Source organism: Polaromonas sp. 39-63-25 (assembly GCF_002278925.1).
Classification (GTDB): domain Bacteria; phylum Pseudomonadota; class Gammaproteobacteria; order Burkholderiales; family Burkholderiaceae_C; genus Polaromonas.
This window is the reverse complement of the sequence record NZ_NCJH01000015.1, coordinates 80,815-103,428: the sequence shown is the minus strand read 5'-3', so window position 1 is coordinate 103,428 and position 22,614 is coordinate 80,815. Positions and strand designations below refer to the sequence as shown.

The 22,614-nt window shown below is 61.4% G+C and carries 26 protein-coding genes and 2 pseudogenes; 11 read left to right on the top strand and 17 right to left on the bottom strand.

Going from position 1 to position 22,614, the window contains the following annotated elements:
- The first annotated feature begins 15 nt into the window (after positions 1-15).
- Positions 16-276 carry an HNH endonuclease signature motif containing protein gene (locus B7X65_RS17385; RefSeq protein WP_293595558.1) on the top strand — a complete coding sequence of 87 codons (261 nt, stop codon included), beginning with the start codon at positions 16-18 and terminating at the stop codon, positions 274-276.
- A 53-nt stretch (positions 277-329) separates the two neighbouring features.
- Here the strand turns inward: B7X65_RS17385 and xth are convergent, their stop codons facing one another.
- The 8 genes from xth to B7X65_RS17350 form a co-directional block, all read right to left on the bottom strand.
- Positions 330-1,112 carry an exodeoxyribonuclease III gene (gene xth, locus B7X65_RS17380; protein ID WP_293595557.1) on the bottom strand — a complete coding sequence of 261 codons (783 nt, stop codon included), beginning with the start codon at positions 1,110-1,112 and terminating at the stop codon, positions 330-332.
- Positions 1,109-1,534 carry a dihydrofolate reductase gene (locus B7X65_RS17375; protein ID WP_363104433.1) on the bottom strand — a complete coding sequence of 142 codons (426 nt, stop codon included), beginning with the start codon at positions 1,532-1,534 and terminating at the stop codon, positions 1,109-1,111. Before B7X65_RS17375 ends, xth begins: the two co-directional genes overlap by 4 nt.
- Positions 1,434-1,949: a hypothetical protein gene (locus B7X65_RS23920; protein ID WP_366928952.1), complete on the bottom strand. Its 516-nt coding sequence runs from the start codon at positions 1,947-1,949 to the stop codon at positions 1,434-1,436. Before B7X65_RS23920 ends, B7X65_RS17375 begins: the two co-directional genes overlap by 101 nt.
- Before the next feature lie 62 nt (positions 1,950-2,011).
- The gene (locus B7X65_RS17370) at positions 2,012-2,845 is read right to left on the bottom strand and encodes a thymidylate synthase (protein ID WP_293595555.1); all 834 of its coding nucleotides are present in this window, start codon (positions 2,843-2,845) and stop codon (positions 2,012-2,014) included.
- Between the two features lies 1 nt (position 2,846).
- Entirely contained in the window at positions 2,847-3,161 is a 315-nt protein-coding gene (locus B7X65_RS17365) for a CcdB family protein (protein ID WP_293595554.1), read from the bottom strand.
- 2 nt (positions 3,162-3,163) lie between these two features.
- Complete coding sequence (locus B7X65_RS17360; protein WP_293595553.1) at positions 3,164-3,403, bottom strand: type II toxin-antitoxin system CcdA family antitoxin; 240 nt, start codon at positions 3,401-3,403, stop codon at positions 3,164-3,166.
- A 27-nt stretch (positions 3,404-3,430) separates the two neighbouring features.
- Positions 3,431-4,843, bottom strand: coding sequence for an FAD-binding oxidoreductase (locus B7X65_RS17355; RefSeq protein WP_293595552.1), 1,413 nt, complete (start codon positions 4,841-4,843; stop codon positions 3,431-3,433).
- 7 nt (positions 4,844-4,850) lie between these two features.
- Positions 4,851-5,237 (bottom strand): DUF2069 domain-containing protein, encoded by a 387-nt coding sequence (locus tag B7X65_RS17350; RefSeq protein ID WP_293595551.1) that lies wholly within the window; start codon positions 5,235-5,237, stop codon positions 4,851-4,853.
- A 33-nt stretch (positions 5,238-5,270) separates the two neighbouring features.
- Here B7X65_RS17350 and B7X65_RS17345 point away from each other — a divergent pair, with 33 nt between their 5' ends.
- Complete coding sequence (locus B7X65_RS17345; protein WP_293595550.1) at positions 5,271-6,485, top strand: YihY family inner membrane protein; 1,215 nt, start codon at positions 5,271-5,273, stop codon at positions 6,483-6,485.
- 54 nt (positions 6,486-6,539) lie between these two features.
- Here the strand turns inward: B7X65_RS17345 and B7X65_RS17340 are convergent, their stop codons facing one another.
- Positions 6,540-6,884 (bottom strand): DUF962 domain-containing protein, encoded by a 345-nt coding sequence (locus B7X65_RS17340; RefSeq protein ID WP_293595549.1) that lies wholly within the window; start codon positions 6,882-6,884, stop codon positions 6,540-6,542.
- 62 nt (positions 6,885-6,946) lie between these two features.
- Here B7X65_RS17340 and B7X65_RS17335 point away from each other — a divergent pair, with 62 nt between their 5' ends.
- Complete coding sequence (locus tag B7X65_RS17335) at positions 6,947-7,315, top strand: thioredoxin family protein (RefSeq protein ID WP_293595548.1); 369 nt, start codon at positions 6,947-6,949, stop codon at positions 7,313-7,315.
- Here B7X65_RS17335 and B7X65_RS17330 read toward each other — a convergent pair.
- The 4 genes from B7X65_RS17330 to B7X65_RS17315 all read right to left on the bottom strand — a co-directional run bounded on the left by B7X65_RS17330 (position 7,307) and on the right by B7X65_RS17315 (position 11,626).
- On the bottom strand, positions 7,307-8,608 hold the full coding sequence (locus B7X65_RS17330) for a cytochrome P450 (RefSeq protein ID WP_293595547.1): 1,302 nt from the start codon (positions 8,606-8,608) through the stop codon (positions 7,307-7,309). The two genes, B7X65_RS17335 and B7X65_RS17330, sit on opposite strands and share 9 nt — an antisense overlap.
- A gap of 144 nt (positions 8,609-8,752) precedes the next feature.
- Positions 8,753-9,079, bottom strand: a complete 327-nt coding sequence (locus B7X65_RS17325; RefSeq protein WP_293595546.1) for a high-potential iron-sulfur protein — start codon at positions 9,077-9,079, stop codon at positions 8,753-8,755.
- Positions 9,080-9,509: 430 nt separating this feature from the next.
- Positions 9,510-10,331 (bottom strand): alpha/beta hydrolase, encoded by an 822-nt coding sequence (locus B7X65_RS17320; protein WP_293595545.1) that lies wholly within the window; start codon positions 10,329-10,331, stop codon positions 9,510-9,512.
- Positions 10,328-11,626 carry an O-acetylhomoserine aminocarboxypropyltransferase gene (locus B7X65_RS17315; protein ID WP_293595544.1) on the bottom strand — a complete coding sequence of 433 codons (1,299 nt, stop codon included), beginning with the start codon at positions 11,624-11,626 and terminating at the stop codon, positions 10,328-10,330. Before B7X65_RS17315 ends, B7X65_RS17320 begins: the two co-directional genes overlap by 4 nt.
- A 169-nt stretch (positions 11,627-11,795) precedes the next feature.
- On the opposite strand from B7X65_RS17315, the gene B7X65_RS17310 reads away from it, so the two are divergent.
- Complete coding sequence (locus tag B7X65_RS17310) at positions 11,796-12,260, top strand: CBS domain-containing protein (RefSeq protein ID WP_293595543.1); 465 nt, start codon at positions 11,796-11,798, stop codon at positions 12,258-12,260.
- A gap of 249 nt (positions 12,261-12,509) precedes the next feature.
- On the opposite strand, the gene phaZ is transcribed toward B7X65_RS17310, so the two are convergent.
- On the bottom strand, positions 12,510-13,730 hold the full coding sequence (gene phaZ / locus B7X65_RS17305) for a polyhydroxyalkanoate depolymerase (protein ID WP_293595542.1): 1,221 nt from the start codon (positions 13,728-13,730) through the stop codon (positions 12,510-12,512).
- 152 nt (positions 13,731-13,882) lie between these two features.
- Between phaZ and B7X65_RS17300 the strand changes: the two genes are divergently transcribed.
- Entirely contained in the window at positions 13,883-14,539 is a 657-nt protein-coding gene (locus tag B7X65_RS17300) for a glutathione S-transferase family protein (protein ID WP_293595541.1), read from the top strand.
- Between the two features lie 243 nt (positions 14,540-14,782).
- On the opposite strand, the gene B7X65_RS17295 is transcribed toward B7X65_RS17300, so the two are convergent.
- Complete coding sequence (locus tag B7X65_RS17295; protein WP_293595540.1) at positions 14,783-15,202, bottom strand: cupin domain-containing protein; 420 nt, start codon at positions 15,200-15,202, stop codon at positions 14,783-14,785.
- A 231-nt stretch (positions 15,203-15,433) separates the two neighbouring features.
- Between B7X65_RS17295 and B7X65_RS17290 the strand changes: the two genes are divergently transcribed.
- The 3 genes from B7X65_RS17290 (at position 15,434) to B7X65_RS17280 (ending at position 18,450) form a co-directional block, all read left to right on the top strand.
- Entirely contained in the window at positions 15,434-17,140 is a 1,707-nt protein-coding gene (locus tag B7X65_RS17290; RefSeq protein WP_293595539.1) for an ATP-binding protein, read from the top strand.
- 285 nt (positions 17,141-17,425) lie between these two features.
- Positions 17,426-17,827 carry a hypothetical protein gene (locus B7X65_RS17285; protein WP_293595538.1) on the top strand — a complete coding sequence of 134 codons (402 nt, stop codon included), beginning with the start codon at positions 17,426-17,428 and terminating at the stop codon, positions 17,825-17,827.
- Positions 17,828-17,988: 161 nt separating this feature from the next.
- Positions 17,989-18,450 carry an SRPBCC family protein gene (locus tag B7X65_RS17280; protein WP_293595537.1) on the top strand — a complete coding sequence of 154 codons (462 nt, stop codon included), beginning with the start codon at positions 17,989-17,991 and terminating at the stop codon, positions 18,448-18,450.
- 238 nt (positions 18,451-18,688) lie between these two features.
- On the opposite strand, the pseudogene B7X65_RS17275 reads toward B7X65_RS17280, so the two are convergent.
- A pseudogene (locus B7X65_RS17275) lies at positions 18,689-18,969 on the bottom strand (transposase); the annotation flags it as partial.
- Positions 18,970-19,457: 488 nt separating this feature from the next.
- Here B7X65_RS17275 and B7X65_RS17270 point away from each other — a divergent pair.
- Positions 19,458-20,066, top strand: coding sequence for a LuxR C-terminal-related transcriptional regulator (locus B7X65_RS17270; RefSeq protein ID WP_293595536.1), 609 nt, complete (start codon positions 19,458-19,460; stop codon positions 20,064-20,066).
- 199 nt (positions 20,067-20,265) lie between these two features.
- Here the strand turns inward: B7X65_RS17270 and B7X65_RS17265 are convergent.
- Positions 20,266-20,476 (bottom strand): annotated as a pseudogene (locus tag B7X65_RS17265) (IS21 family transposase); the annotation flags it as partial.
- Positions 20,477-20,768: 292 nt separating this feature from the next.
- Here B7X65_RS17265 and B7X65_RS17260 point away from each other — a divergent pair.
- The gene (locus B7X65_RS17260) at positions 20,769-21,620 is read left to right on the top strand and encodes a hypothetical protein (protein WP_293595535.1); all 852 of its coding nucleotides are present in this window, start codon (positions 20,769-20,771) and stop codon (positions 21,618-21,620) included.
- Positions 21,621-21,697: 77 nt separating this feature from the next.
- Positions 21,698-22,609 (top strand): hypothetical protein, encoded by a 912-nt coding sequence (locus B7X65_RS17255; protein ID WP_293595534.1) that lies wholly within the window; start codon positions 21,698-21,700, stop codon positions 22,607-22,609.
- The last annotated feature ends 5 nt before the right edge of the window (positions 22,610-22,614 follow it).

Genomic DNA, 22,614 nt, shown 5'->3' with positions numbered 1-22,614 from the left:
GTTTAAAGTCCAGCCATGAGCCGCTTATCCCTGACCCGCGACAAGATCTACAAAACCGTGGCGCGCCAGCTGCACGGCCAGGTGCCGTGCTGGGTCTGCGGTGAACATGTGTTGCCGGCGGCCGCCACGCTGGAACACATCCGGCCCCTGAGCGAGGGCGGCAACAGCCACGCGGAGAATCTGGCCATCAGCCACGAGGTCTGCAACGGCCAGCGCCACGCCAAAGGCGTGATCGCCGAGTCCGCCGAATCACCCGGGCGGGTGGCCCGCAACTAAAGAGTGAAATCGGCCTTCAGCCCAATCGGAACGGGCGCGAGCAGCTCTGTTATTTATAGCAAATCGAGATCCGCCACGACCGGCACATGGTCGCTGGGCCGTTCGTTTTTGCGCGGCAGCTTGTCGATCACGCAGCTCTTCACCGCAGGTTTGAGCGTGTCGCTGACCAGGATGTAGTCAATACGCAGGCCGCGGTTGCGCCGGAAGGCGAACTCGCGGTAGTCCCACCACGAATAACTTTTTTCCGGCTGCTCGAACAGGCGAAACGCATCGTGCAGGCCCAGTCCCAGCAACGCTTTCAGGTGTTCACGCTCTTCGGTCGTGTGGTGGATGGTTTCGCGCAGGCCCTCGGCGTCGTAGGTGTCGCGGTCGTCCATCGTGATGTTGAAGTCACCCACCACCACCAGCCTGGGGTGGGCCGCCAGTTCAGCCTTGAGCCAGCTGCGCAGGCCGTCCAGCCAGCGCATCTTGTACTCGAACTTGTCGGTGCCCGGCGCCTGGCCGTTGACGAAATAGCCGTTGACCAGCCGCAGTTCTCCCTGCGACGTGTCCAGCGTCGCGGCAATCACGCGCGACTGCTCGTCGCTGAAGCCGTTGATGTTTTTGACAATATCGCGCGGTGGCGTGCGGCTCAGGATGGCCACGCCGTTGTAGGTCTTCTGCCCGAAGACGGCGCATTGGTAGCCGGCGGCAGACAGAGCCTCCAGCGGAAACTTGTCGTCGCTGAGCTTGAGTTCCTGCAGGCACAAGGCATCGACCGGGTTGGCGGCCAGCCAGTCGAGCACCTGCGGCAGACGCACCGCCAGCGAATTGACATTCCAGGTCGCGATTTTCATGGACGCTCCAGCGTGACAAAACTGTAGGGCAGGCCACTCGCGGCCACATGGACATGGCGGGCGATTTCGCGCCAGCCTGGGCCAAGTGCCGGGGCATGGGCATCGCCGTCAAAATCCCTGGCAATCTCGGTGACTTCGATACGACTGGCCAGCGGCTCGGCCTGCGCATATATCTGCGCACCGCCTATCACCCACACCTCGGGCGCCGATCCGGCCAGCTGCAAGGCTTCTTCAAGGCTGCCGGCGCGCTGCGCGCCTTCGGCCTGCCAGTCCGCTTGCCGCGTGATCACGATGTTGGTCCGTCCCGGCAGCGGGCGGAATTTAGGCGGCAGCGAGTCCCAGGTCTTGCGGCCCATGAGGACCGGGCAGCCCTGGGTCAGCTGCTTGAAGTGCGCCAGGTCTTCCGGCAAATGCCAGGGCATGGTGCCGTCCTTGCCGATGACGCCGTTGGCCGCGCGGGCGTAGATGAGGTTGATGCGGGAAGAGGTCATGAGTTGTACTGCCTGAGCCGTTCTTCAAGTGTTCCTGTGTGCAGCTCAAACAGGTGGTTGTCGAAATCGTAAAATAAAGCGATTGGCCTTCCCCGGGGACGCGCGGTCGCTCCGGTCTAACCTCCGCGCCTATGGCGCGCAGCCGGGTTTCAAAGCCGGGCAGATCGCTTGCTTCCACCTTCAATGCCAGGTGCCGGTAGCTGCGCTCGGCCGGTGGTTCGCCCTCCATGGCTGCCAGCCAGGTGTCGCCAAGCATGAAAAATTTTTCCCGTGACAGCGAAAAATTCCTGGCCTTGCTGTCGTAGACCTCTTTCGCACCCAGGCCCTCGCAAAGAAACAGCGCCATACGATCAAGGTCTCGCACAATGAAGGTGATGTGGCTGACACCCTGGACAGGCATAAACGTCCCTACACCGCCACAGGCGCCTTGATCGCCGGATGGTGTTCGTACCCGAGGAACTCGAAGTCGTCGAACTCGTAGTCGAAGATCGATGCGGGCTTGCGCTTGATGTTGAGCGTCGGGTAGGGGAAGGGGGCGCGACTCAGCTGCAGTGCCACCTGGTCGGCGTGGTTGCTGTAGATGTGGCAGTCGCCGCCTGTCCAGATGAAGTCGCCGACGTCCAGGTCGCACTGCTGCGCCACCATGTGGGTCAGCAGGGCGTAGCTGGCGATGTTGAAAGGCACGCCCAGGAAAATGTCGGCGCTGCGCTGGTAGAGCTGGCAGCTGAGTTTGCCCTTGCCGCCCGGCTCGGTGGCCGGTGCCACGTAAAACTGGAAAAACGCATGGCAGGGCATCAGCGCCATCCTGGAAAGATCGGCCACGTTCCAGGCGCTGACGATGATGCGGCGCGAGTCGGGGTTGGTTTTCAGGGTCTGGATGACTTCGGCGATCTGGTCAATGTGGCCACCATCAGGGGTGGGCCAGCTGCGCCACTGCACGCCATAGACCGGGCCCAGGCTGCCGTCTTCGCGCGCCCACTCGTCCCAGATGGTGACGCCGCGCTCCTTGAGCCAGTTGTTGTCGCTCGATCCCTGCAGAAACCACAGCAGCTCGTGCACGATGGACTTGAGGTGGACCTTCTTGGTGGTCACCAGCGGGAAGCCTTCGTTGAGGTCAAAACGCATCTGGTAGCCAAACACGCTTCTGGTGCCGGTGCCGGTGCGGTCGGCCTTGAACACGCCGTGGGTGTCCACATGGCGCATGAAATGTTCGTACTGGGAGCGGATAGGGCGAGGTGACACGTTAATAAGCTCCAAACAGGCAGTCCATGGCGGCAACGATGAGTTCACTCTGGTCTTGCAGACCGGTCACGCGCTTTTTCAATTCCCGCGCCGGAAACGCGGCGAGGGCGGCGGTATCCAGTACCACCGCTTTACCATCGACTTCGAATACGGGGTTCAAGTCACGCATGGGATGCGGGTACAGCGCGGCCGGACGCATGGGGATGACAACGCGTGAATCCAGACTGTTGATGTAATCGTTCTGGACATCCAGCAGAAAGGGCGCGATCTTGCGCAGCGCGGCATCGGGGTTGGCATAAACATCGTAACGAGCCATCGCTAGAAGGTCCGGTATTTCGCCAGCGGCAGGCCTTCACTGGCAATGCGGGCGTTGTAAGCGGCGACGGCTTCCCGGTTTTCCTCGTTCCATTGCTCCCAGTAACGGCGTCGCACCTCGGCAGCCAGCAAGGTATCAACGGTCTGGGAAACATTCATGCCCATCTCGCGCGCCATTTCCAGCACCTTGGCGTTGAGCGACAGGTTGGTGGCCTTTTTGGCCGCGTTGTCAAATTTCAGCATGGCGCATCTCCATGAGTCATGCGCATATTATATGCGCAGCACCCGCCCCGGGTTCATCAGGTTCTCGGGGTCCAGCCCGCGCTTGATGGCCCGCATCAGGCCCAGTGCGACCGGCGATTTGTGCTTTTCGAGCTTGTCGAGTTTGAGGCTGCCGACGCCGTGTTCGGCCGAAATCGAGCCACCGAAGGCCTGCACCGAGTCGTAGACCAGGGCATTGACGTTTTCTTCCTGCTCGCGAAGAAAGGTCGCCGCGTCGCCTTCGGCCGGAGCCTGCACGTTGTAGTGCAGGTTGCCGTCGCCGAGGTGGCCGAAGTTGACGAGGCGCACGCCCGGGATGGCCTTGGCGAGCAACTGGTCGGTGACGCGCACAAACTCGGGAATCAGCGAGACCGGCACCGAGATGTCGTGTTTGATGTTCAGGCCTTCCTCGGCCTGCGCCAGCGGGATGCTTTCGCGCACATGCCAGAGCTGGTGCGCCTGCTGCAGGTTTTCCGCGACCACGGCATCGGTCACGCAACCTTCTTCCATGGCAGTTTCCAGCAGGCGCTCGAACTGCTCGCGCGCATGGCTTTCCGACTCGTGGTCGGAGTTTTCCAGCAGCACGCAAAATGCCGTGTCTTCGTACAGCGGCACGCGCTGCTGCTTGAAGTGTTTGGCCACCAGGCCGAGCGCGAACTGGCCCATGACTTCAAAACCCGTCAGGCCCGCACCCAGGTGGCGGTGCGCCAGCCCAAGCAGGGTGACGGCGTCTTCCATCGACGGCACGGCCGCCCAGGCGGTGAGCTGCGCGGCCGGCATGGGATAGAGCTTCATGGTAGCGGCCGTGATGATGCCCAGCGTGCCTTCGCTGCCGATGAACAGGTCGCGCAGGTCGTAGCCTGTGTTGTCCTTGCGCAGGCCCGAGAGGCCTTCCCAGACCTCGCCCTGCGCGGTGACAACTTCCAGCCCGAGACAGAGGTCGCGTGTATTGCCGTAGCGCACGACCTGCGTGCCGCCGGCGTTGCTGCCGAGGTTGCCACCAATCGTGCAGCTGCCTTCAGCGGCCAGGCTGAGCGGAAACAGGAAGCCGGCCTTTTCGGCGGTTTCCTGCAGGGTCTGCAAAATGCAGCCGGCTTCGACCGTCATGGTCAGGTTGGCGCTGTCGATGGCGCGCACCGCGTTCAGGCGCTGCAGGCTCAGCACGACCTGGCGGCCGGAGGCGTCGGGCGTTGAGCCGCCGACCAGGCCGGTGTTGCCGCCCTGCGGCACCATGGGAACGCCGGCCGCGGCGCAGGCGCTGACGACGGCCGCCACCTGCGCGGTATTGGCGGGGCGAACCACGGCCAGCGCCTTGCCGCGCGCGCGTTTGCGCCAGTCCAGCTCCCAGGCCGAGAGGTCGCCCCCGGTCAGCACGTGGGCGTCGCCGACGATGGCGCGCAAGGCATCGAGAATCTTGTCCATAGGTTTTTCAGGCAGCAGGTTGAATGGTTGTTGCGCCTTTTTTCAGGCGGATGCGCACATGCAGGGCGCAGGCGGTGAACAGCAGCAGGCACAGCGCGACTTCGGCCATGGCCAGGTAGTTGCCGGGCGGCTTGTCGCTCCAGGCGCGCACCGCGCCCTCGGTGAAATACAGCCAGACCATCAGGCTGAGCCAGCGGTAGGTGTACATGCGGTTTTTCAGCAGGCCGGCCAGCGGAAAACACAGCGGCAGCACCTTCAGCGCCAGCAGCGAGCCACCCGGTCGCAGCGGCGCCAGCCACATCTCCCAGGCCAGGCCGAGAATGATCAGGGCGGTCAGGCTGCCCACGGCCAGCCAGCGGGTGGCGTCTATCTGTGTTGTTTTGTTGATGGTCATGTTGATGCTTGTGTCGATGGCATGATACCGGGGATGAAATTCCAGCAGTCCCTGCAGCAGTTATTGACGGACCTGTCCCGCTTCCCCTGGCGCGACACCGCCATCACGCTGCGCCAGCGTTTCCGCGACGACCACATGGGCCTGACGGCCAGCAGCCTGACCTTTACCACCAGCATCGCGCTGGTGCCGTTTTTCACGGTGGCGCTGGCCATCTTCACCGCCTTTCCGATGTTTTCCAAGCTGCAGGGCGCTCTGCAGGTATGGCTGGTCAACAGCCTGATTCCCGACAACATCTCGCGCCAGGTGCTCGGTTACCTGACGCAGTTTGCCAAACAGGCCAACAAGCTCGGTGTTGCCGGCCTGGCGGTGCTGCTGGTCACGGCGATCGCGCTGATCCTGACGATAGACCGCACGCTCAACGGCATCTGGCGTGTGAAGAAGCCGCGGCCGCTGGCGCAGCGCGTGCTGATTTACTGGGCCGCCATCACGCTGGGCCCGCTGGTGCTGGGCGCCAGCCTGGCGGTGACGTCTTATGTCATTTCCGGCTCGCGCGGTCTGGTGGGCAACATGCCCGGCGGCGTGCGCGTGTTGCTGGACGTGCTGCAGTTTTTCCTGCTCGCCGGCGGCATGGCGGCCCTGTACCGCTATGTGCCCAACACCTTTGTACGCTGGGGCCACGCCTGGGCCGGCGGCCTGTTTGTCGCGGCGGGCATCGAGCTGGCCAAGAAGGTGCTGACGCTGTACCTGAGCAGCGTGCCGACCTATTCGCTGGTGTATGGCGCTTTTGCCACCTTGCCGATTTTGCTGGTCTGGATTTACGTGGCCTGGGTCATCGTGCTGATGGGCGCGGTGATTGCCGCCTACCTGCCCAGCCTGCTGGCCGGCGTGGCGCGCCGCGGTAGCGCGCACGGCTGGCAGTTCCAGCTTGCGGTGGAACTGCTGCAGCAACTGCACCGGGCGCGCAGCACCACGCGCATCGGGCTGGAGGCTTCCGAGCTGGCCAGGGCGCTGCAGGTGGACGTGTTGCAGCTCGAACCGGTGCTGGAAACGCTGATGGCGCTGGACTGGATAGGCCAGCTGACCGACCCGGAGGACGAAAACGAGGCGCGTTATCTGCTGCTGGCCGATCCGGCCTCCACCGCGCTGGAGCCGCTGATGGCGCAGCTGCTGCTGAGCCAGGACCCTTCCATGGAAAATTTATGGGAAAACGGGCATTTCACGGCGCTGCGATTGCGCGACGTGTTATGAAAATGATAGCGGCCCGGGCATCCATCTGCATGTGGATGCCGTGGCTGGTTGCCATCAGATCCTGACCTTGCCGGTCCAGATGTCCTTGTACATGACCCAGTCGCCCATGAAGCTGTAGAGCGGGCGCTTGAAGGACGCGGGCTTGTTCTTTTCAAACACGAAGTGGCCGACCCAGGCAAAGCCGTAGCCGCACAGCAGGCCGGCCAGCAGCCACCACGGGTTGCGCGTGGCGATCATTGTGGCCAGGCACAGCAGCGAGAGGCTGGAGCCGGCGAAGTGCAGGCGGCGGCAGGTGCGGTTGCTGTGCTCGCTCAGGTAGAAGGGATAAAACTCGGCAAAACTTTTGAAGGCTTTGGCGTCTGCCGTGGGCGGTGGCGTGCTGGAAGTGGTGCTGTCCATGGGGTGTCTCCGGAATAGTCCTTGTTTCGCCATGATAGCCACGCTCGCGCACAATGGCGGGCATGCCTCATTCTTTGCAGTTTCCTGCCGGGCGCTGGGTCGCCTGTCTTTGTGCCGACTGGTGCGGCACCTGTCGGGATTACCGGCCCGTGTTTGACCAGGTGGCCGCGGCGCACCCCGGCATGCGTTTTCTCTGGCTGGACATCGAAGAAGATGCCGAACGGGTGGGCGAACTCGACATCGAGACTTTTCCGACCTTGCTGATTGCCGATGGCGCGGCGCTTCGCTTCGCGGGGCCCTTGTTGCCGCATGCCGGAACCTTGTCGCGTTTGCTGGCGTCGCTGGAAAACAAAGCCGTGGCCGCCGGTTCGGTCGATCCGGCGCTGACGGAGCTGGTGCAAGCGCTGCACCGACAGCTCAGCTCAGCTTGAACCCACGGCAAATGGCGCGTGCAGAAAACCCCTGAAACGTGCGCGCCCGCCGCGGGTCGGCGCAGCGGTCAGGCGGTAGTCGGGGAAACGCTGCAGAAAGCGCCCGACGGCGATACGCCCCTCCAACCGCGCCAGGCTCAGGCCGGCGCACTGGTGGATGCCGAAACCAAAGGCCAGATGCCGGTTGTTTTCGCGCGTCAGGTCCAGCTGTTCGGGGTGGTCAAACTGCGCCGGGTCGCGGTTTGCCGCACCTATGCACAGCGTGAGCAACGCGCCTTCGGGCAGGTCCACGCCGCCGACCTGGCAGGCCTTGAGTGCGCGGCGGTTGCCCAGCTGGTTGGACGACTCGAAACGCAGGAACTCGTCAATTTCAACAGACAAATCGGCCTGCAGCCATTGCTGATCATGCGCGGGCAGCTTCACTTTTGATAGCAGATGTGCCCGGGCGCCGGGCCACTCCTGCAGGGCGACCAGGGCGTTGCCGATCAGGTTGGTCGTGGTTTCATGGCCGGCATTGAGGATGAAAACGCAGTTTTGCAGCAGCTCGGTTTCGCTGAGTTTTTCACCGTTCTCCTCGCCCTGGATCAGGCGCGTCAGCACATCATGCTCCGGGTCGCCCGGATTTTTCCGGCGCTCGGCCACCAGCGTCTGCAGATAAGCCGCGAACTCGCTGACGCTCTGGTTGCCCAGCGCTTCCTGTTCGGGTGTGAGTTTGGGTTCGAGCGCGCCCAGGATGGTCAGCGACCAGTCGCGCAGCGGGCCGCGGTCGGCATGCGGCACGCCCAGCAGGTTGCCGATGATCTCCACCGGAATCGCCGAGGCAAAGTCCTCGATCAGGTCGCCGCCGCCCCTGGCTTCGATGGCATCGAGCAGGCTGTCCACCAGGGTGACCAGGCCCGGCTCCATGTCGGCAATGGCCCGGCGCGTGAGGGCGCCCATGATGAGCTTGCGCACCCGTGTGTGCAGCGGCGGGTCGTTGAAGACCAGGCTGGTCGTGTGGTGCTCGAGCAGCGGCGCGTCCGCGCCGTACTTGGGCGTGAACTCCACCTTTTTGTCCGAGCTGAAGGTCTGCGCATCGCGGTAGACCGCCACGAGGTCGGCGTAACGCGTGAGGAAATACGAGCCGTCCGGCATGCGCTTGATGGGTTCGTGTTCACGCAACCAGGCATAGACGGGGTAGGGGTTGGCATAGAAGTCGGGCGGCAGGGCGCGCAGATCGAAGCTGGCGGCAATTTCCCGCACACGTTGGGGCGACAGGGGCGGTGTGATGGCGAAGGGCGTGGCGTCGGTCATGCGCCGATTTTGGCATGCAGACAGCCGCAATGCCGGCCTGTTTCAGGTTGGGTGCGTGGGGGTGGCGCGATGCGTGCGCGGAGCGCCACCTTCCCGCGTCATGTCCATGGGGTGCGCGGGCGATCTCGCCGGCGCCGGACAGCGTCAGGCGGCTTTTTTCGCCCAGGCGCTGCACCAGCCCTTGGCCGCGACTTGCTTGCCGGCGAACAGGGGGCAGGCTGCGGCCGCGTCGGTCGCCTTGCCCTGGTACAGCGCGCAATTGGCGCAGTTCTGGCTGGCGGCGTACTTGGGGTATTTCTTGGTGTCGGTCTTGCTGCCGTCGGCCTTGTAGCCCAGGGCGACGGCATTGGCGTCGGTATCCTTGACCATGGGCGCGGCCGCCGTCTGGGACAGCGCCAGGCTGCTGGCCGCCAGCGCTCCGCTGGCGGTGAGGGCGTGAATGACAAAGGTGCGGCGTGAAGTGGAAGTCATGGCAATCGTGGAGGTAGTTGTGTTGTCGTGCGTGATGGCACTGCTACTCTACCGGCCGGTCACGATCGGGACTTGATGGTAATCAACAGATGAACGCATTCCCCGTGCATTCCCCGGTGCCTGGTGCGGCAGCATGGCGTGGCGGCTGGTCGTGCCCTTCATGTCACGAGGTGCTAGGGCCTGTTCACACTATTTATGCAAGATGCGTTGCGAGTCAAAAAGGCCATGCGCGAGGCGCAAAATGCAGCCGGGCTGGCGCCCGGCAAGGCTTTGCAACGCTGCGCGTGGCCTTTTTGGCCGCAACCCGGAGGGAACGTGGTTAAAACAACACCACTCGTCGTTGCACTCCTAGCCCAGCCGCCCAGGCTGAGCGTCGTCGCGCGCCTGGATTGGCGCCGTTTTAACCACGTTCGCACTTGTATAAATAGTGTTAACAGGCCCTAAGGAAATCCCGCATGGCAAACAGCGTTTCTTCCGGCGCCTCGGTCATCTGGTGGTGTCCGACCGGCAGGCTGGCGACCTGCACGGTTTTTCCACTGGCCCGGGCCTTGTTTATCAGGGGCTGCGCGGCTTTGGCCTGCGTCATCTGGTCCTGCGCACCCAGCAGGAACAGCACGGGGCAGGTGATCTGCGTGATGGCGTTGTCGCCGTTGGCATAACTGTCGCAGGCCTTGAAACCGCGGTGAAAGACATTGACTTGGGTGTTGCTCGCCAGCACGCGCCGGCCCAGTGCCATGCTGGCGCCGTAGACCCAGGTGCCCGGGCCCAGCGCCGAGGGTGGTGCGGCCAGGGTGCTGCGCGAAAACACATTGATCATGGTCAGCGCCTTCATCGGCTCGTTCAGGGCGGCGTCCAGCAAGGCGGGGGACACCTTCATCGGGTAAGCGATGCCGACCAGGACAAGGTGGCTTACCCGCTCTTTCAGCCGGGAGGCGGCCTCCAGCGCAATCAGCGAACCCCAGCTGTGGCCGATCAGCGCGGCGCGCTGCACGCCGGCCGCGTCGAGCAGGGCGGCCACAAAACCGGCGGCCTCTTCGACCGTCGATGGCGCCTCGCCCGCGCTTTTGCAGTGGCCCGGCAGGTCCACCGCCAGCACGTTCCAGCCGTGGTGGGCCAGGTAGCGGCTTTGCAAAATCCAGACACTGTGGTCGTTGAGCACGCCGTGGATGAAGACCACGGTGGGTTTGGCCGCATCGAAGGGCTTGCCGCCGGTGTAGCAATAGGTGTTGTGGCCGTTGACGTTGAGGATCATGCTGCTTTCTCCGCGGCCTTGAGTGCGCGCTTCAAGTCATCGATCAGATCATCCGGATCTTCCAGGCCGATGGACAGGCGGATGGTGCCCTGCGTGATGCCGGCGCCCGCCAGCGCTTCGTCGGTCATGCGGAAATGCGTGGTGCTGGCCGGGTGAATCACCAGGCTGCGGCAGTCGCCGACGTTGGCCAGATGGCTGAACACCTTGAGGGTTTCGATGAAGGCCTTGCCCTGCTCACGGTTGCCCTTGATGTCGAAGCTGAACACCGAGCCGGCGCCGCGCGGCAGCAGCTTTTTGGCCAGCGCATGGCTGGGGTGCGATTCCAGCATCGGGTGGCCGACGCGTGCCACCAGCGGGTGGCTGGCCAGGAAGGCCACGACCTTTTCGGTGTTGCTCATGTGCCGCGCCATGCGCAGCGGCAGGGTTTCGATGCCCTGCAGGATCAGCCACGCGGTGTGCGGGCTCATGCAGGCGCCGAAGTCGCGCAGGCCTTCGCGGCGCGCGCGCAGCAAAAACGCGCCGACCGTGCTTTCCTCGCTGAACACCATGTTGTGAAAGCCGTCGTAAGCCTCGGTCAGCTCGGCGAATTTGCCGGACTTTTCCCAGTCGAAGCTGCCGCCGTCGACCACAATGCCGCCAATCACCGTGCCGTGGCCGCTCAGGAACTTGGTGGCCGAGTGGTAGACCAGGTCGGCGCCGTGCTCGAACGGCTTGATCAGCCAGGGCGATGTCAGGGTCGAGTCCACCAGCAGCGGCACACCGGCCTCGTGCGCGATGGCTGACACGGTGGGCATGTCCAGCACGTCCAGCCCCGGGTTGCCCACGGTTTCGCCAAAAAAGAGCTTGGTGTTGGGCCGCACGGCAGCGCGCCAGCCATCCATGTCACCGGGTTTGACGAAGGTGGTCTCGATGCCGAAACGCCGCATCGTGTAGTGCAGCAGATTCTGGCTGCCGCCGTACAGCGCGGTGGAGGCGACGATGTGGGAGCCCGCGCCCATCAGCGTGGCAATGCTCAGGTGCAGCGCCGCCTGGCCGCTGGCGGTGCTGATGGCGCCTATGCCGCCTTCCAGCGCGGCGACGCGCTGCTCCAGCACCGCGTTGGTCGGGTTGCTGATGCGCGAATAGACGTGGCCGGCGCGCTCCAGGTTGAACAGGCTGGCAGCATGGTCGCTGGATTCGAAGACAAACGAGGTGGTCAGGTGAATCGGCACGGCGCGCGCGCCGGTGGCCGGGTCGGGCGCGGCGCCGGCATGCAGGGCCAGCGTGTCGAAGCCCGGGTCAGAGTAGCCAGACATGGTGTCTCCAGAAAATGGCGGAAGGGATAGGCGAAAACGGCAGCCAGCCCGAAACAACTTGAGGTGGCTTGCAAACGGATTGTGGGCTATATTTGAACTGAATTTTCCGCCGGGCTGCACCGGGGAAGAACCTGCAGACTGCCGAGACAAATTCCTGAAGGAGTGCCCCATGAAAGTCCTTGATATCCTGCGCGTCAAAGGCAACACGCTTTACACCGTCCAGCCCGATGAGCCGCTGTTCAAGGCGACCCAGATCATGGCGGAAAAAGACATCGGATCCCTCGTCGTCATGGAGCACGGCGACCTGGTGGGCATGCTGACCTTCCGCGAAGTGATTCTGTGCATTGTCAAAAACGGCGGCGAGATCGGCGCCACGCTGGTTCGCACCGCCATGGACGATGCGCCGCTGACCTGCACCCCCGACACCGAGATCGACGAAGTCCGCCGCATGATGCTGGGTCGCCATGCGCGCTACATGCCGGTGCTCAACAAAAAGGTACTCGAAGGTGTGATCTCGTTTTACGACGTGGCCAAGGCTGTGGTCGATGGCCAGAACTTCGAAAACAAGATGCTCAAGGCTTATATCCGCGACTGGCCGGCGGAAGAAGACGAGACGCCAGAGACCAAGCTCTGAGGCTCCGCAGAGCCTCCGTCCGCAGAGGAATTCGCGAACACTGTTTCTTTTCTACCGGCAGTGGTGTGCCAGCAAGCCGGGGGTTGCCCGGCTTGTTGGCTAACCACAAAGTCCCAAACAAAAACCGGTAGTCAGCAAACATGAATCCCGGATCAAGTCCGGGATGACATGCATCAGAAGATTCTGCTACAAATTCAATAGCGGTTAGCGCCCGATTTTAAAGGGCTGGAGGCTTATTTCTTCCTAAACTCAGCCCATGCTGGCGTGAATCATCTCCCGCACCCGCGGATAAATCTGCTGGTTCCAGCGCCTGCCGCTGAACACGCCGTAGTGCCCCACGCCGGTCTGCACATGGTGGGTTTTCATGAAGGGACGGATGCTGCTGCACAGGTCCTGCGCGGCCACCGTCTGGCCGACCGAGCAGATGTCGTCGCGTTCGCCCTCGACCGTCATCAGCGCGGTGCGGCGGATGGCCGCCGGGTTGACGATGCGGCCGCGGTAGCTGAGCTTGCCGACGGCCAGGTCGTAGGTCTGGAACACTTTCTCGACCGTTTCCAGGTAGAACTCGGCCGGCAGGTCGTTGACGGCCAGGTACTCGTCGTAGAACACGCGGATCACGTTGGCCTTGTCCACGTCGCCGTCGACCAGGTGCTGGTACATGTCCTTGAAGGACTTCTTGTGGCGGTCCAGGTTCATGCTCAGGAAGGCGCTGAGCTGTACAAAGCCGGGGTAGACGCGCCGCATGTAGCCGGCGTGCGGCAGCGGCACATGGCCGATCAGGTTTTTCTCGAACCACTCGATGGGTTTGCTGGTGGCCAGGGTGTTGACGGCGGTCGGGTTGACGCGGCAATCGACCGGGCCCGCCATCAGCGTCAGGCTGCGCGGCTGGGCCGGGTCGTCGTCCTCGGCCATGATGGCCGCGGCCGCCAGCGCGGCCACGCAGGGCTGGCACACCGCGACCACATGGGTGCCGGGGCCGATGGCCTGAGTGAAGCGGATCATGTGGGCTATGTAGTCGTCCAGCCCGAACGGGCCGTGGCGCAGCGCCACGTCGCGCGCGTTGTGCCAGTCGGTGATGTAGACATCGTGGTCCTGCAGCAGTGTGCGCACGGTCTCGCGCAGCAGGGTGGCAAAGTGGCCCGAGAGCGGCGCCACCAGCAGCACGGTCGGCTGGTGCGGCCGGTCGGTCGCTTCTTCCTTTTTGAATCGCAGCAGGGTGCCGAAGGGCATGGTGAGCACGGTTTCCTCGGTCACCGCGAGTTCGCGTTCGCCCACTTTCACCGTGCTGATGCCATAGGCCGGGCGCGAATGGGTGACCCGCAGGCGCGAGAACACCTCCATCGAGGCTGACAACTTGCGCAGCAAGCTGCCCTCGGTTTTGCCCAGCCAGAGGGCGGCGCTGCTGCCCTGGGCCAGCAGGCGAAACGGCGACATCAGGTCGGACTGGGTTTGGTAGGCTTGGTAAAGCATGGGCGTCCTGGCTTGAAGCGGGGCTGGTGGCCCGATGCAGGCATGCAGGCAAGTTGCGGGCCAACCGGCGTATGCGCCATGCACTTTTCTGGCACAGCCCTTGCACAGGTACTTCCGCGCTGCAGTACCCACGCACTTTCCAGGAGCATCCCATGGCCAAAGCCGTTCTCACGATCAGCAGCAAGAACTACGGCGCCTGGTCCCTGCGCGGCTGGCTGCTGGCCAAACTCGCGGGGCTGGACTTCACCGAAAAGGTGATTTCCCCCGACGACCCGGCCATGAAGGCCGAAATGCTGCTGCTGGCGCCGTCCATGTTGGTGCCTTCGCTGCAGCACAACGGCGTCAAGGTCTGGGACACGCTGGCGATTGCCGAATACCTCCACGAAATCAAGCCGGGTGCGCATCTGCTTCCGGCCGACGTCGAGGCGCGCGCGCACTGCCGCGCCATCTGCGGCGAGATGCATTCGGGCTTTTCATCGATGCGTTCCTCGTTGCCCATGAACCTCAAAGCGCACTTCCCCAACTTCAAGGTCTGGTCGCGGGCGCAGGCCGACATCGACCGCGTGCTGGACATCTGGAAGGAGTGTTTGGCCACCTACGGCGGGCCCTACCTGTTCGGCAAGCAACCCGGCGTGGCCGACGCCATGTACGCGCCGGTCGTTACGCGCTTTTTGACCTACGACGTGGCGCTGGACAAGGTGTGCATGGCCTACTGCAAACGCATCATGGAGCTGCCCGCCATGAAGGAGTGGGTGGCCGCCGCGAAGAAGGAGCCCGACGACATTGACGAGCTGGACGCTGAGTTCTGAACACCCCCGTCCAGGCTCACTGCGTGTAGCCTGTTCCCCCCTTGCAGGGGGCGGCGCCTGCGGCCCGGCGAAGCCGGTTCCGCGGCCCCTGCTGGAAAGCACCACAAGTGCCGGCGTCGAGATTTCTTTGTCAAACCGGGGCCGCAGGTCCGGTTTTGCCGGCCTGCAGGCGCAGCGGCCCCTTTTTCGGTGCAAGGGGCAGGGCCGCCGCAGGCTCGAAGTGAGCGACCGTGGGGGCTCTATTCACCAGGGGGTGGGCGGCGGGATGTCGCAAACGGGTTCGACATCGATCGACTTGAAGTCTGCTGGCGAGACGATCTCCAGGTATTCCATGTCGGGCGAATAGTCGAAGAGATAGTGGCGTATGCCCGGGCGCTGGTGCACCACGTCGCCGGCTTCGACCAGGGTTTCCTTGTCCTCGTACATGAAGCGCGCCCAGCCTTTAACCATGATGACAATCTGGAAGTCCGCCTCATGGCGGTGCCAGCCCGTGCCTGTTTCTGGTGCCATGTTCGCCTTGACCAGGTGCGCAATCACCTTGCCGTGGGTTGCCTCGGCAATGCCGAGGTCGCGGTAGAGGAAAAAATCGCGCAAACCGCCCGAGACAAACTCGGTATCGCCGGGCTTGACGTGGGAGAAGGTGGTTGTGGTGCGGTCCAGCATGGCGGGCTCCTTCTGGTCAGTGCATCAAGGGATGAATGTTGCACTGCAGCAAGCAGGAAGTGTTCCAGATCATCGTTGCCATGACGTCGGCACCGGGGCTGGTCGCCCGGCTGAAACGCTGAAGACGTGTATGTCCTGCACCGAACACAAGCAGCCTGTACTATCCGTCATGTCACTTGACACCGGCCATTTATCACGAGCGCGACCGCGCTTTACGGAAAGCACCCCTCCATGGCCTCTGTTGCTCCAGCTCTTCCATCTGCCGCGTCACCCCGGCACATCCTGATCGTGGAAAACATCGCGGCCCAGGCCCAGATGCTGAGCCATATCCTCGAAGAAGAGGGTTACCAGGTCAGTGTTGTTGACAACGGTCAGTCCGCGCTGGAAATGACGCCCCGGCTCCGTCCCTCGCTGATCATCAGCGGGGTGGCCATTCCAGAGATGAGCGGCTATGAGCTGTGCCGGCAGATCAAGGCCGGCCCCGGGCTTTCCCCGGTCCCGGTGATTCTCGTCACCAGTCTGTCCGACCCCAACGAGGTTCTGCTCGGCCTGCAGTGTGGGGCCGACAGCTTCGTCATCAAGCCCTACGAGAGAAGCCACATGCTGGCGCGGGTGGAGCACGCCCTGAGCAACCGCGACATCACCCACATGCCGGAAGAAGGCCCGCCGGCCGAGATTTTTTTCCACGGCGAGCGGCACGAGATCAGCGCCAGCCGCACCCAGATACTGAACCTGCTGATGTCCACCTACGACGCTGCCATGCAGCGCAACAACGAACTCCACGAAAGCCGGCAGCAGCTGCGCGAACGCACGGCCGAGGTGCTGGAGGCCAACCGTTTTCTCGACTCGATGATCGAGCACATTCCGACGCCTGTGTACATCAAGGATGCCGATCAGCTGCGTTATGTGCGTGTCAACTCTGCGCAGGAGCAACTGACGGGCATCTTGCGCGAGGACGCGCTGGGAAAATCCGACCACGATCTATTCGGTCAGGAGGACGCCGACCGGTTTTCCGCCCAGGACCACCGGGTGCTGGCCAGCGGCATCATTGAGGACATTCCGGAAGACCGGTTTTTCTCACAGAGCAAAGGCATGCGCCTGCTGCACACCCGCAAGGTGCCGGTTTTCGGCGAAGGCGCCGAGCCCACGCATGTGCTGGGGATTTCCGAGGACATCACCCTGAAGAAGGAACTGGAAAAGGTGATCGCCGATCTTCATTCCGCCCTGAAGGTGCGCGCCGGCGAGCTGGAAACCACGAACAAAAGCCTGGAGAGTTTCACCTCGGCCGCCTCGCATGACCTGCGTTCCCCGCTGAGCGTCATTGGCGGTTACGTGAGCCTGCTGGAGAAAAATTACGCCGACCGTCTGGACGAAAAAGGCTTGCACTACCTGTCGGTCATCGGAATCCGGGTCAAAAGCATGGCCAGGCTGATTGACGACCTGCTGTCTTTTTCCAGGCTCAGCCTGCAGGAGGTCCAGAAAACCGATGTCGACATGAACGGACTGGCCGCGCAGGTGGCAGCCGAGCTGCCAGTCAGCGGCCCGGGGGCGAAAAAGCCTGTCATCCAGTTCGGTTTGTTGCCATCAGCGCCTGCCGACCCCGGGCTGCTTCGGCAGGTCTGGGTGAACCTGCTGTCCAACGCGGTGAAGTACAGCAGCCTGACGGCCAATCCGCAGATCGAGGTCAGTGGACGCGTCGAAGGCGCGGAAGCCGTCTACACCGTGCGTGACAACGGCGCCGGGTTCGACATGGCCCATTACGACAAGCTCTTCGAAGTGTTCGAGCGGCTGCACACCGACCAGGAGTTCGAAGGCACCGGCGTGGGCCTGGCCACCGTGCGCCGTGTGGTCACGCGGCATGGCGGGCGGGTGTGGGCGGAAGGCAAGGTGGACCAGGGGGCGGTGTTTCATTTTGCATTGCCGGTGCAGAGCTGCTGACGCAGACGTGACTGGAAAGAGGGGGGGCTCCTTCGTTTGGGGGAGGCGCCCCAAGCGCGGTGCGGCCTAAAATCACGAGGTCTGCTGCGGGGGTCTGCTGCGGGTTTTACGCCTTGTTTTGTGTATCTGTATGATTTGCCCGCCCGTTCTTCGCAAAAACCGGCAGGACGCCACTTTCGGTGGCGTTTCGTGCCCAGGTCAAACCGCAGCCGGCAAGTTAGCCGCAGGTTTTGCGGCATACGTTCGTTGCACCTCAAACCAATCCCCAGAAGGAATTTTTTGAATATGAAATCCATGATGAAGTTCTGCGCCTGCATCATCGCCTGTACATCCGCTTTCGCCGCGTCCGCAAGGGACAGCGGCTGCCTGATTCAAGGAACACTTACCTCGAACAAGATATCCCAGACCTCGAATTATTGTGCGGCCAACAAGGGGATGAGCGATCAGGACTTCAAGGCCGGCTGTCAGGACTTGTTCGAGTCACAAGGGGGAAATTCAGACGGCAAGAAATCGGACAACAGTATTTCAATGAAATTTGTCAGCGATTGCCCGGCCAATTCCAAAGGCGTTTGTGCAGGAGCCTTTGACCATAAATGGAACTTGCAATACATGGCGGACGACTATGCGTTGAAGCACGGCCAGGCCAAGCAGGTTTGCGAAGTGAGCGGCGGCAAGTGGAAGCAGTAATCCGATTCGCGCGATGACGCTCAGGCATTGTTGCCGAGGCCGCCGACAAGCCTGGCTCGCCGCCTGATTCCCCAACCAGGGACATGACCCCGATGTCCACCGGGTCGCCCCCCCGCGGGTCGCGCGCTGTTTGACTTCCAGAGCCATGACGAGGTTTTTGCATGCACACCTTCAGCACCAGCATCGATATTGCGCAGCCCGTCGAACGCGCCTGGTCCGTGATGATCGATGTGGACCACTGGCATGAATGGACGCCTTCGATCACGAGCGTCCGCAGGCTGGGTGGCCAGCCCTTGGCCGTGGGCAGCCGTGTGCTGATTCGGCAGCCCATGTTTCCGCCGGCCCTGTGGGCCGTGTCGGCGCTGGTGCCTGGGGAGCGCTTTTCCTGGGTCAGCGTGGCCCCCGGCCTGCGCGTGACCGGACATCACGACGTGGTGCCGATTTCCGGCGGAAGCCGGGCGACGCTGGGAATCGAGATCGATGGCCTTTGCGGCGGGCTCTGGGCCCGCTTGACGCGGGCAATAAGCGAGCGTTACCTCGGTTATGAAGCGCAAGGACTCAAGGCCCGCGCCGGGGATGGGGCGTACCGGCACGGAGGTCTTCCCCGTTCGCCGCATCGATGACACCTGAAGCCCCTTCATCACCCTTGCTGCAAGCTGCGACTTCCGCCATCACCCCGGGACGGCGAAGTCCAACACGGCATTGCAGTGGCCCCGCCTTGCTCACCGCTGAATTTCTACGGTTTCTGCCATTGCGGTAGTCCGATCATCCGGCACGTTCTTCCCACCACACCCTTCTGGGATCGTCCTCCGCATGAGCGGCAACACCTTCGGCATCGTCCATCGACAAGCCGATGAGTCAGCGATACAACAGCTTGTATTGCGTCTGCTCCATCAACTGACGCTCCGGGCGAATGGAGTACAGCACCTGCAGCAGCATGGCGTGCAGCAGCTTCTCAGGCGCGGTGCTCGGGCGGCCGCCCTTGACGTCGTCTTCGTACATTTTGCGAACAACTCACCCATTCCGGCCGAAGCCTTGTTGACTATCGTGCGGATGACCCGCAGCAGGTGATTGGCTGGCACGAAGTCATCCAGCTTCTTGAGGGTGAACAGACCTTCGGTGAATGTGTCGGCGCCGCGCAGAGTTGTGTCAGTTCGGATTCAATGTGGTGCTACGCTGGGAGCGCTTCATGCGGTGTGGACTGGGTCGGTAGGTATTTCTGCAGCCTGTCAGACCTCAGATCCATCCAACTCGGAACGATGCAAGGCCAGACGTGTTTGGTTACATCTAGAGTCTCTGCAATCGAATCCGCAAGCACAGTCATCTCGACCCGCTGAGCTCGCTGGCATTCGAGCAGCTTCGCACTGGACGCGGAAATGTGGCGACGAAAGCGGGTCAGGTCCACAGCGCCGTAGAGCCAGCTCCGTCCGCAGGCCCGTTGTCCCAAGCAAGTCTGGATGAAGCGCTCGGCTTGGCGCTGGTTTGGGGGCGGTAAGGGCGCCTGAGGGAGCGTGTGCTCATGCCGCGTCATGGCCCATGGCCATATTTGAGCGGCTTGATGTAAATCATGCGTATGTGCTGGTGTGCAGTTATAAATAAGACCTATAAAGTGACTTTTGTGCACAGGGATATGAACAAAAAAGTTTGTGTTATTAGTGGGGAATTCTCCGAACGTGGGTGCCTTGAACTTAGGTTGGATCGAGCTGGCTACTCTGTTCAAAGCTATGAGTGCGCCGAGTCAGTTGCGGCGTTTTCCGACTTTGATATCTGTGACTGTATTTTTCTCGAACTGCACCCCAGCGGCTTGAGCGGACTAAAGTTTCAGTCCGAGCGTCGGCAGCTTGAGCAGGGTGGCGCCATCCTCTACGTGACAGAAAAAGGCCGCATGGCCGGTCTGGTGCTTCCCTGCAAAGAAGACGGAGCCAGAGATGTTTTGGACAAGTTCGTAGCTGCGTCAGATTCGGTGCAGGAGGTTGATTCAGAATTCAGGCGCAATACATTGGTTGGTCCGACAACGTTCACGCTTGGTCAGCGGCCACAATGCCTTGAAGTTTTGACCGACCGTGAACGCGAAATTCTCGATTTGGTCATGGCGGGCAACAGTAATAAAGGCATCGCCCGAATTTTGAATATAAGTTACCGCACAGTGGAACTGCACCGCTCCCATGTTCTAAAGAAAACAGGTAAACGTAACATGTTGGAATTGGCGCAGATATTCCCAGTGGCAACCCCTGGCTGAGAGTTCTGAAGCGTCGAGAACTTCAGTCTTCCTGATGAGTTTGTCCTGGCTTTCGTGAAGTGGACTGGTTTAAGTCATTCCTGTTGAATTGCGCCGAAGCCTGCCCCGATCTTTCCATCCAATCTCGACCCACACTCTTGGTGAGCAGAAGGTGCTCACGATGTGGATAGGTTTTTGTTTTTTTCTTCCTTTGGGTTGACTCTGTGTGGATTTGCCTCTGAGTGCGCTGCTGTTTCCGCGATTTTGTTGTCTCGATTACCAGCCAGGTGGACAGCTTCTCAGCATAGGAATTGAGCTTGCTTGAGCTGACCCGTCTTTCGTACCTGGGGTTCAGTCTCATCTGATCGCAGGTACTTCTTCATTGTGTTGCAAGCCAGGCCTGTAGGCCTTGCAATCTCGCGGATGGACATCCGTTCTCGCAGTGACCAACGCCTGGTGACATTCAATTTCTCCACGCCTATCTCTCCTTTCCCCCTGCGTTTAAAACTGGCGGGTTAGGGCCTACGTGGGTCAGGTTTGGATGGAAATTACTGCTCTAACCGGGTCAGCTTTCGATGGAATTCAACACTATGTGCAAACACTAGCAAGTGTTGACTCGTATATGGGGTCGAACATTTTTCTTCTATATTTACTTTGAAAGCTTCTCTTTATTAAAGAGGCTCACTTCGTTATTTTTATCATTATTCATAGAGGTCAAATATCATGAAGAAACCATTTTCCAGCTTGAAGTCCATCACCGGGATCGCTCTTTTTGGTGTTGCGGCAAGTGCTTTCGTCGCAGTTCAGGGAAACACCGTTGATTGGTTGCCCATGGGTAGCTCCCATGCGCAAGACTCAACGCCCAAAGGCTCGGCTGGCGCCCGCGGTGGTGCAGGTGCCAATGCCAAAGGTGGTTCGCAAGGTGGAGCAACAGGTGGATCAACGGCCACGCCCAAGGGGCAGGGCGGCCCCAGCAGTGACAGCGACGCAAAAGGTCCCAAGTTTGGTGGTGACGGATCCAAGCCCGTGGCTGGGACCCAGGGTGGGAAACCAGCGTGGGCTCAGGAAGGGATTCCTTCCGATCTGGAGTTGGGCCGATTGAATGTGGCACGAGCGCCATCGCAGGTGATTGATCGCTCCTTGGAAGAGGCCTTGTCAACACTGTCACCGGCTTTTTACAACGCTGTCATAGCGATTGCCGACAACACCGCAATGTCGGCTGCGGACAAGCTGGCCGCTCTGAAAAGCCTGGTCGTACTCAGTTTTACGGATACCACGATGGTGCGCGTTGACTCGCCTCTGCAGAATCTTGGCTTGTACAAGGATATTCTTGCCGACAGCAAGATTGTTGCCCCTACCGCGACATTTGACGCATCCACGTCGGCTACCCGACTGCTGTTGTTGACAGCTGTTTTCGTCGGTTCAGCGTCTGATAAAACGGTTCCTGTGTCTACCGCAACCGTTGATGCGCTTAACAAAATCATGACGCTGACGCTGCCCGCGGGCGTGACTTCTGCCGAAGTTGCCGAATGGGCAGAAGCTGTGCGGCAGGCGATTGTGATAGGACACCAGTAAAACCTGTCACAGGTCGGGAGATGTCAGGTGCCTGACATCTCCCGAGCACAAAATTATTCCTCAGGAAAGAACAAGTCATGAAATTCAAGTTGACGGGTAGAGGTATCTTGCCGATGACCGTTATGGTTCTGACGCTTGCCGGTGCGTACTCCGGGGCATTGATGATCACGATGCTTGCGAGTCCGGCTCATGCTTCTGATGAGGGGCACTCCAGCGGAAAAAAGGGTGAAGGCACTTCCGGCCACAGCAGTGGCGGACACGAGGAAGGTGAATCAGGAAAGGAACAGAAAGGCTTCGGTACCCGTGCAGGACATGAAGGGCATTCGAGCGGTCAACATAGTGTTGGTGAAAAGCAGGGTTCAGGAGGGGGCCGGTTTGGCGGCGGCAGTGGCGTCAGTGGGAGTGATCAGGTTCCACAAGGACTTGTTCGTGAGCGTTCGAACGCGCTGGCATCTGATAGCGGAACGCGGGCGCGTTCGGGGAAAGGATGGCCAGATATCCCTGCTCCGCCGCCGGTGGATCCCCAGGATCCCGTTGTCGTTATTGTCCCCGTTGCAGATCCACTGGACGTTACCCCCATTGGTTCAGGTGGTAGCCCGTCGGTCAGTGCCTATGGATTGCTGAGCAGTTCGATGCGATGCGAAGGTGTTGCTCCGAACATGTCACTGGCGCAGCAGTGGTCGAGCGCAAATTTCCGGCGAATCAAATTGGGGTTGCGCCAACTGGATCCCAAGCAGCAACTCAATGGCCGAATGGATTCGTTGATGGTCATGGTTGCGTTGCAAGAAGAATTTGGAAAAAAATCTCCGCAACCGGAATTGCTCGGAACCTATCTTGGTTTGATGGCCCAGACCTTGGTGACCCCTGAACTCATCAAACAGATGGCTTTTGAGCTGTGCGCTGTGTTACCTGAGTCAGAAATGCCTGAAATTGCTCGAATTGCCAATGTGCAACGCGAGAAGTTGCTTGTCAGTGCAGTCGTTCGTTGATAAGT

What these genes read in the sequence shown, in the direction of transcription:
- B7X65_RS23920 (WP_366928952.1), bottom strand. Translation starts at nt 1,949, where the DNA reads ATGGCGCTGTTTCTTTGCGAGGGCCTGGGTGCGAAAGAGGTCTACGAC.
- B7X65_RS17270 (WP_293595536.1), top strand. Translation starts at nt 19,458, where the DNA reads ATGAACAAAAAAGTTTGTGTTATTAGTGGGGAATTCTCCGAACGTGGG.
- B7X65_RS17290 (WP_293595539.1), top strand. Translation starts at nt 15,434, where the DNA reads ATGGCCTCTGTTGCTCCAGCTCTTCCATCTGCCGCGTCACCCCGGCAC.
- B7X65_RS17340 (WP_293595549.1), bottom strand. Translation starts at nt 6,884, where the DNA reads ATGGACAGCACCACTTCCAGCACGCCACCGCCCACGGCAGACGCCAAA.
- B7X65_RS17330 (WP_293595547.1), bottom strand. Translation starts at nt 8,608, where the DNA reads ATGACCGACGCCACGCCCTTCGCCATCACACCGCCCCTGTCGCCCCAA.
- B7X65_RS17345 (WP_293595550.1), top strand. Translation starts at nt 5,271, where the DNA reads ATGAAATTCCAGCAGTCCCTGCAGCAGTTATTGACGGACCTGTCCCGC.
- B7X65_RS17365 (WP_293595554.1), bottom strand. Translation starts at nt 3,161, where the DNA reads ATGGCTCGTTACGATGTTTATGCCAACCCCGATGCCGCGCTGCGCAAG.
- B7X65_RS17360 (WP_293595553.1), bottom strand. Translation starts at nt 3,403, where the DNA reads ATGCTGAAATTTGACAACGCGGCCAAAAAGGCCACCAACCTGTCGCTC.
- xth (WP_293595557.1), bottom strand. Translation starts at nt 1,112, where the DNA reads ATGAAAATCGCGACCTGGAATGTCAATTCGCTGGCGGTGCGTCTGCCG.
- B7X65_RS17355 (WP_293595552.1), bottom strand. Translation starts at nt 4,843, where the DNA reads ATGGACAAGATTCTCGATGCCTTGCGCGCCATCGTCGGCGACGCCCAC.
- B7X65_RS17310 (WP_293595543.1), top strand. Translation starts at nt 11,796, where the DNA reads ATGAAAGTCCTTGATATCCTGCGCGTCAAAGGCAACACGCTTTACACC.
- B7X65_RS17300 (WP_293595541.1), top strand. Translation starts at nt 13,883, where the DNA reads ATGGCCAAAGCCGTTCTCACGATCAGCAGCAAGAACTACGGCGCCTGG.
- B7X65_RS17375 (WP_363104433.1), bottom strand. Translation starts at nt 1,534, where the DNA reads ATGCCCTGGCATTTGCCGGAAGACCTGGCGCACTTCAAGCAGCTGACC.
- B7X65_RS17350 (WP_293595551.1), bottom strand. Translation starts at nt 5,237, where the DNA reads ATGACCATCAACAAAACAACACAGATAGACGCCACCCGCTGGCTGGCC.
- B7X65_RS17280 (WP_293595537.1), top strand. Translation starts at nt 17,989, where the DNA reads ATGCACACCTTCAGCACCAGCATCGATATTGCGCAGCCCGTCGAACGC.
- B7X65_RS17260 (WP_293595535.1), top strand. Translation starts at nt 20,769, where the DNA reads ATGAAGAAACCATTTTCCAGCTTGAAGTCCATCACCGGGATCGCTCTT.
- B7X65_RS17335 (WP_293595548.1), top strand. Translation starts at nt 6,947, where the DNA reads ATGCCTCATTCTTTGCAGTTTCCTGCCGGGCGCTGGGTCGCCTGTCTT.
- B7X65_RS17325 (WP_293595546.1), bottom strand. Translation starts at nt 9,079, where the DNA reads ATGACTTCCACTTCACGCCGCACCTTTGTCATTCACGCCCTCACCGCC.
- B7X65_RS17315 (WP_293595544.1), bottom strand. Translation starts at nt 11,626, where the DNA reads ATGTCTGGCTACTCTGACCCGGGCTTCGACACGCTGGCCCTGCATGCC.
- B7X65_RS17295 (WP_293595540.1), bottom strand. Translation starts at nt 15,202, where the DNA reads ATGCTGGACCGCACCACAACCACCTTCTCCCACGTCAAGCCCGGCGAT.
- B7X65_RS17255 (WP_293595534.1), top strand. Translation starts at nt 21,698, where the DNA reads ATGAAATTCAAGTTGACGGGTAGAGGTATCTTGCCGATGACCGTTATG.
- phaZ (WP_293595542.1), bottom strand. Translation starts at nt 13,730, where the DNA reads ATGCTTTACCAAGCCTACCAAACCCAGTCCGACCTGATGTCGCCGTTT.
- B7X65_RS17385 (WP_293595558.1), top strand. Translation starts at nt 16, where the DNA reads ATGAGCCGCTTATCCCTGACCCGCGACAAGATCTACAAAACCGTGGCG.
- B7X65_RS17285 (WP_293595538.1), top strand. Translation starts at nt 17,426, where the DNA reads ATGAAATCCATGATGAAGTTCTGCGCCTGCATCATCGCCTGTACATCC.
- B7X65_RS17320 (WP_293595545.1), bottom strand. Translation starts at nt 10,331, where the DNA reads ATGATCCTCAACGTCAACGGCCACAACACCTATTGCTACACCGGCGGC.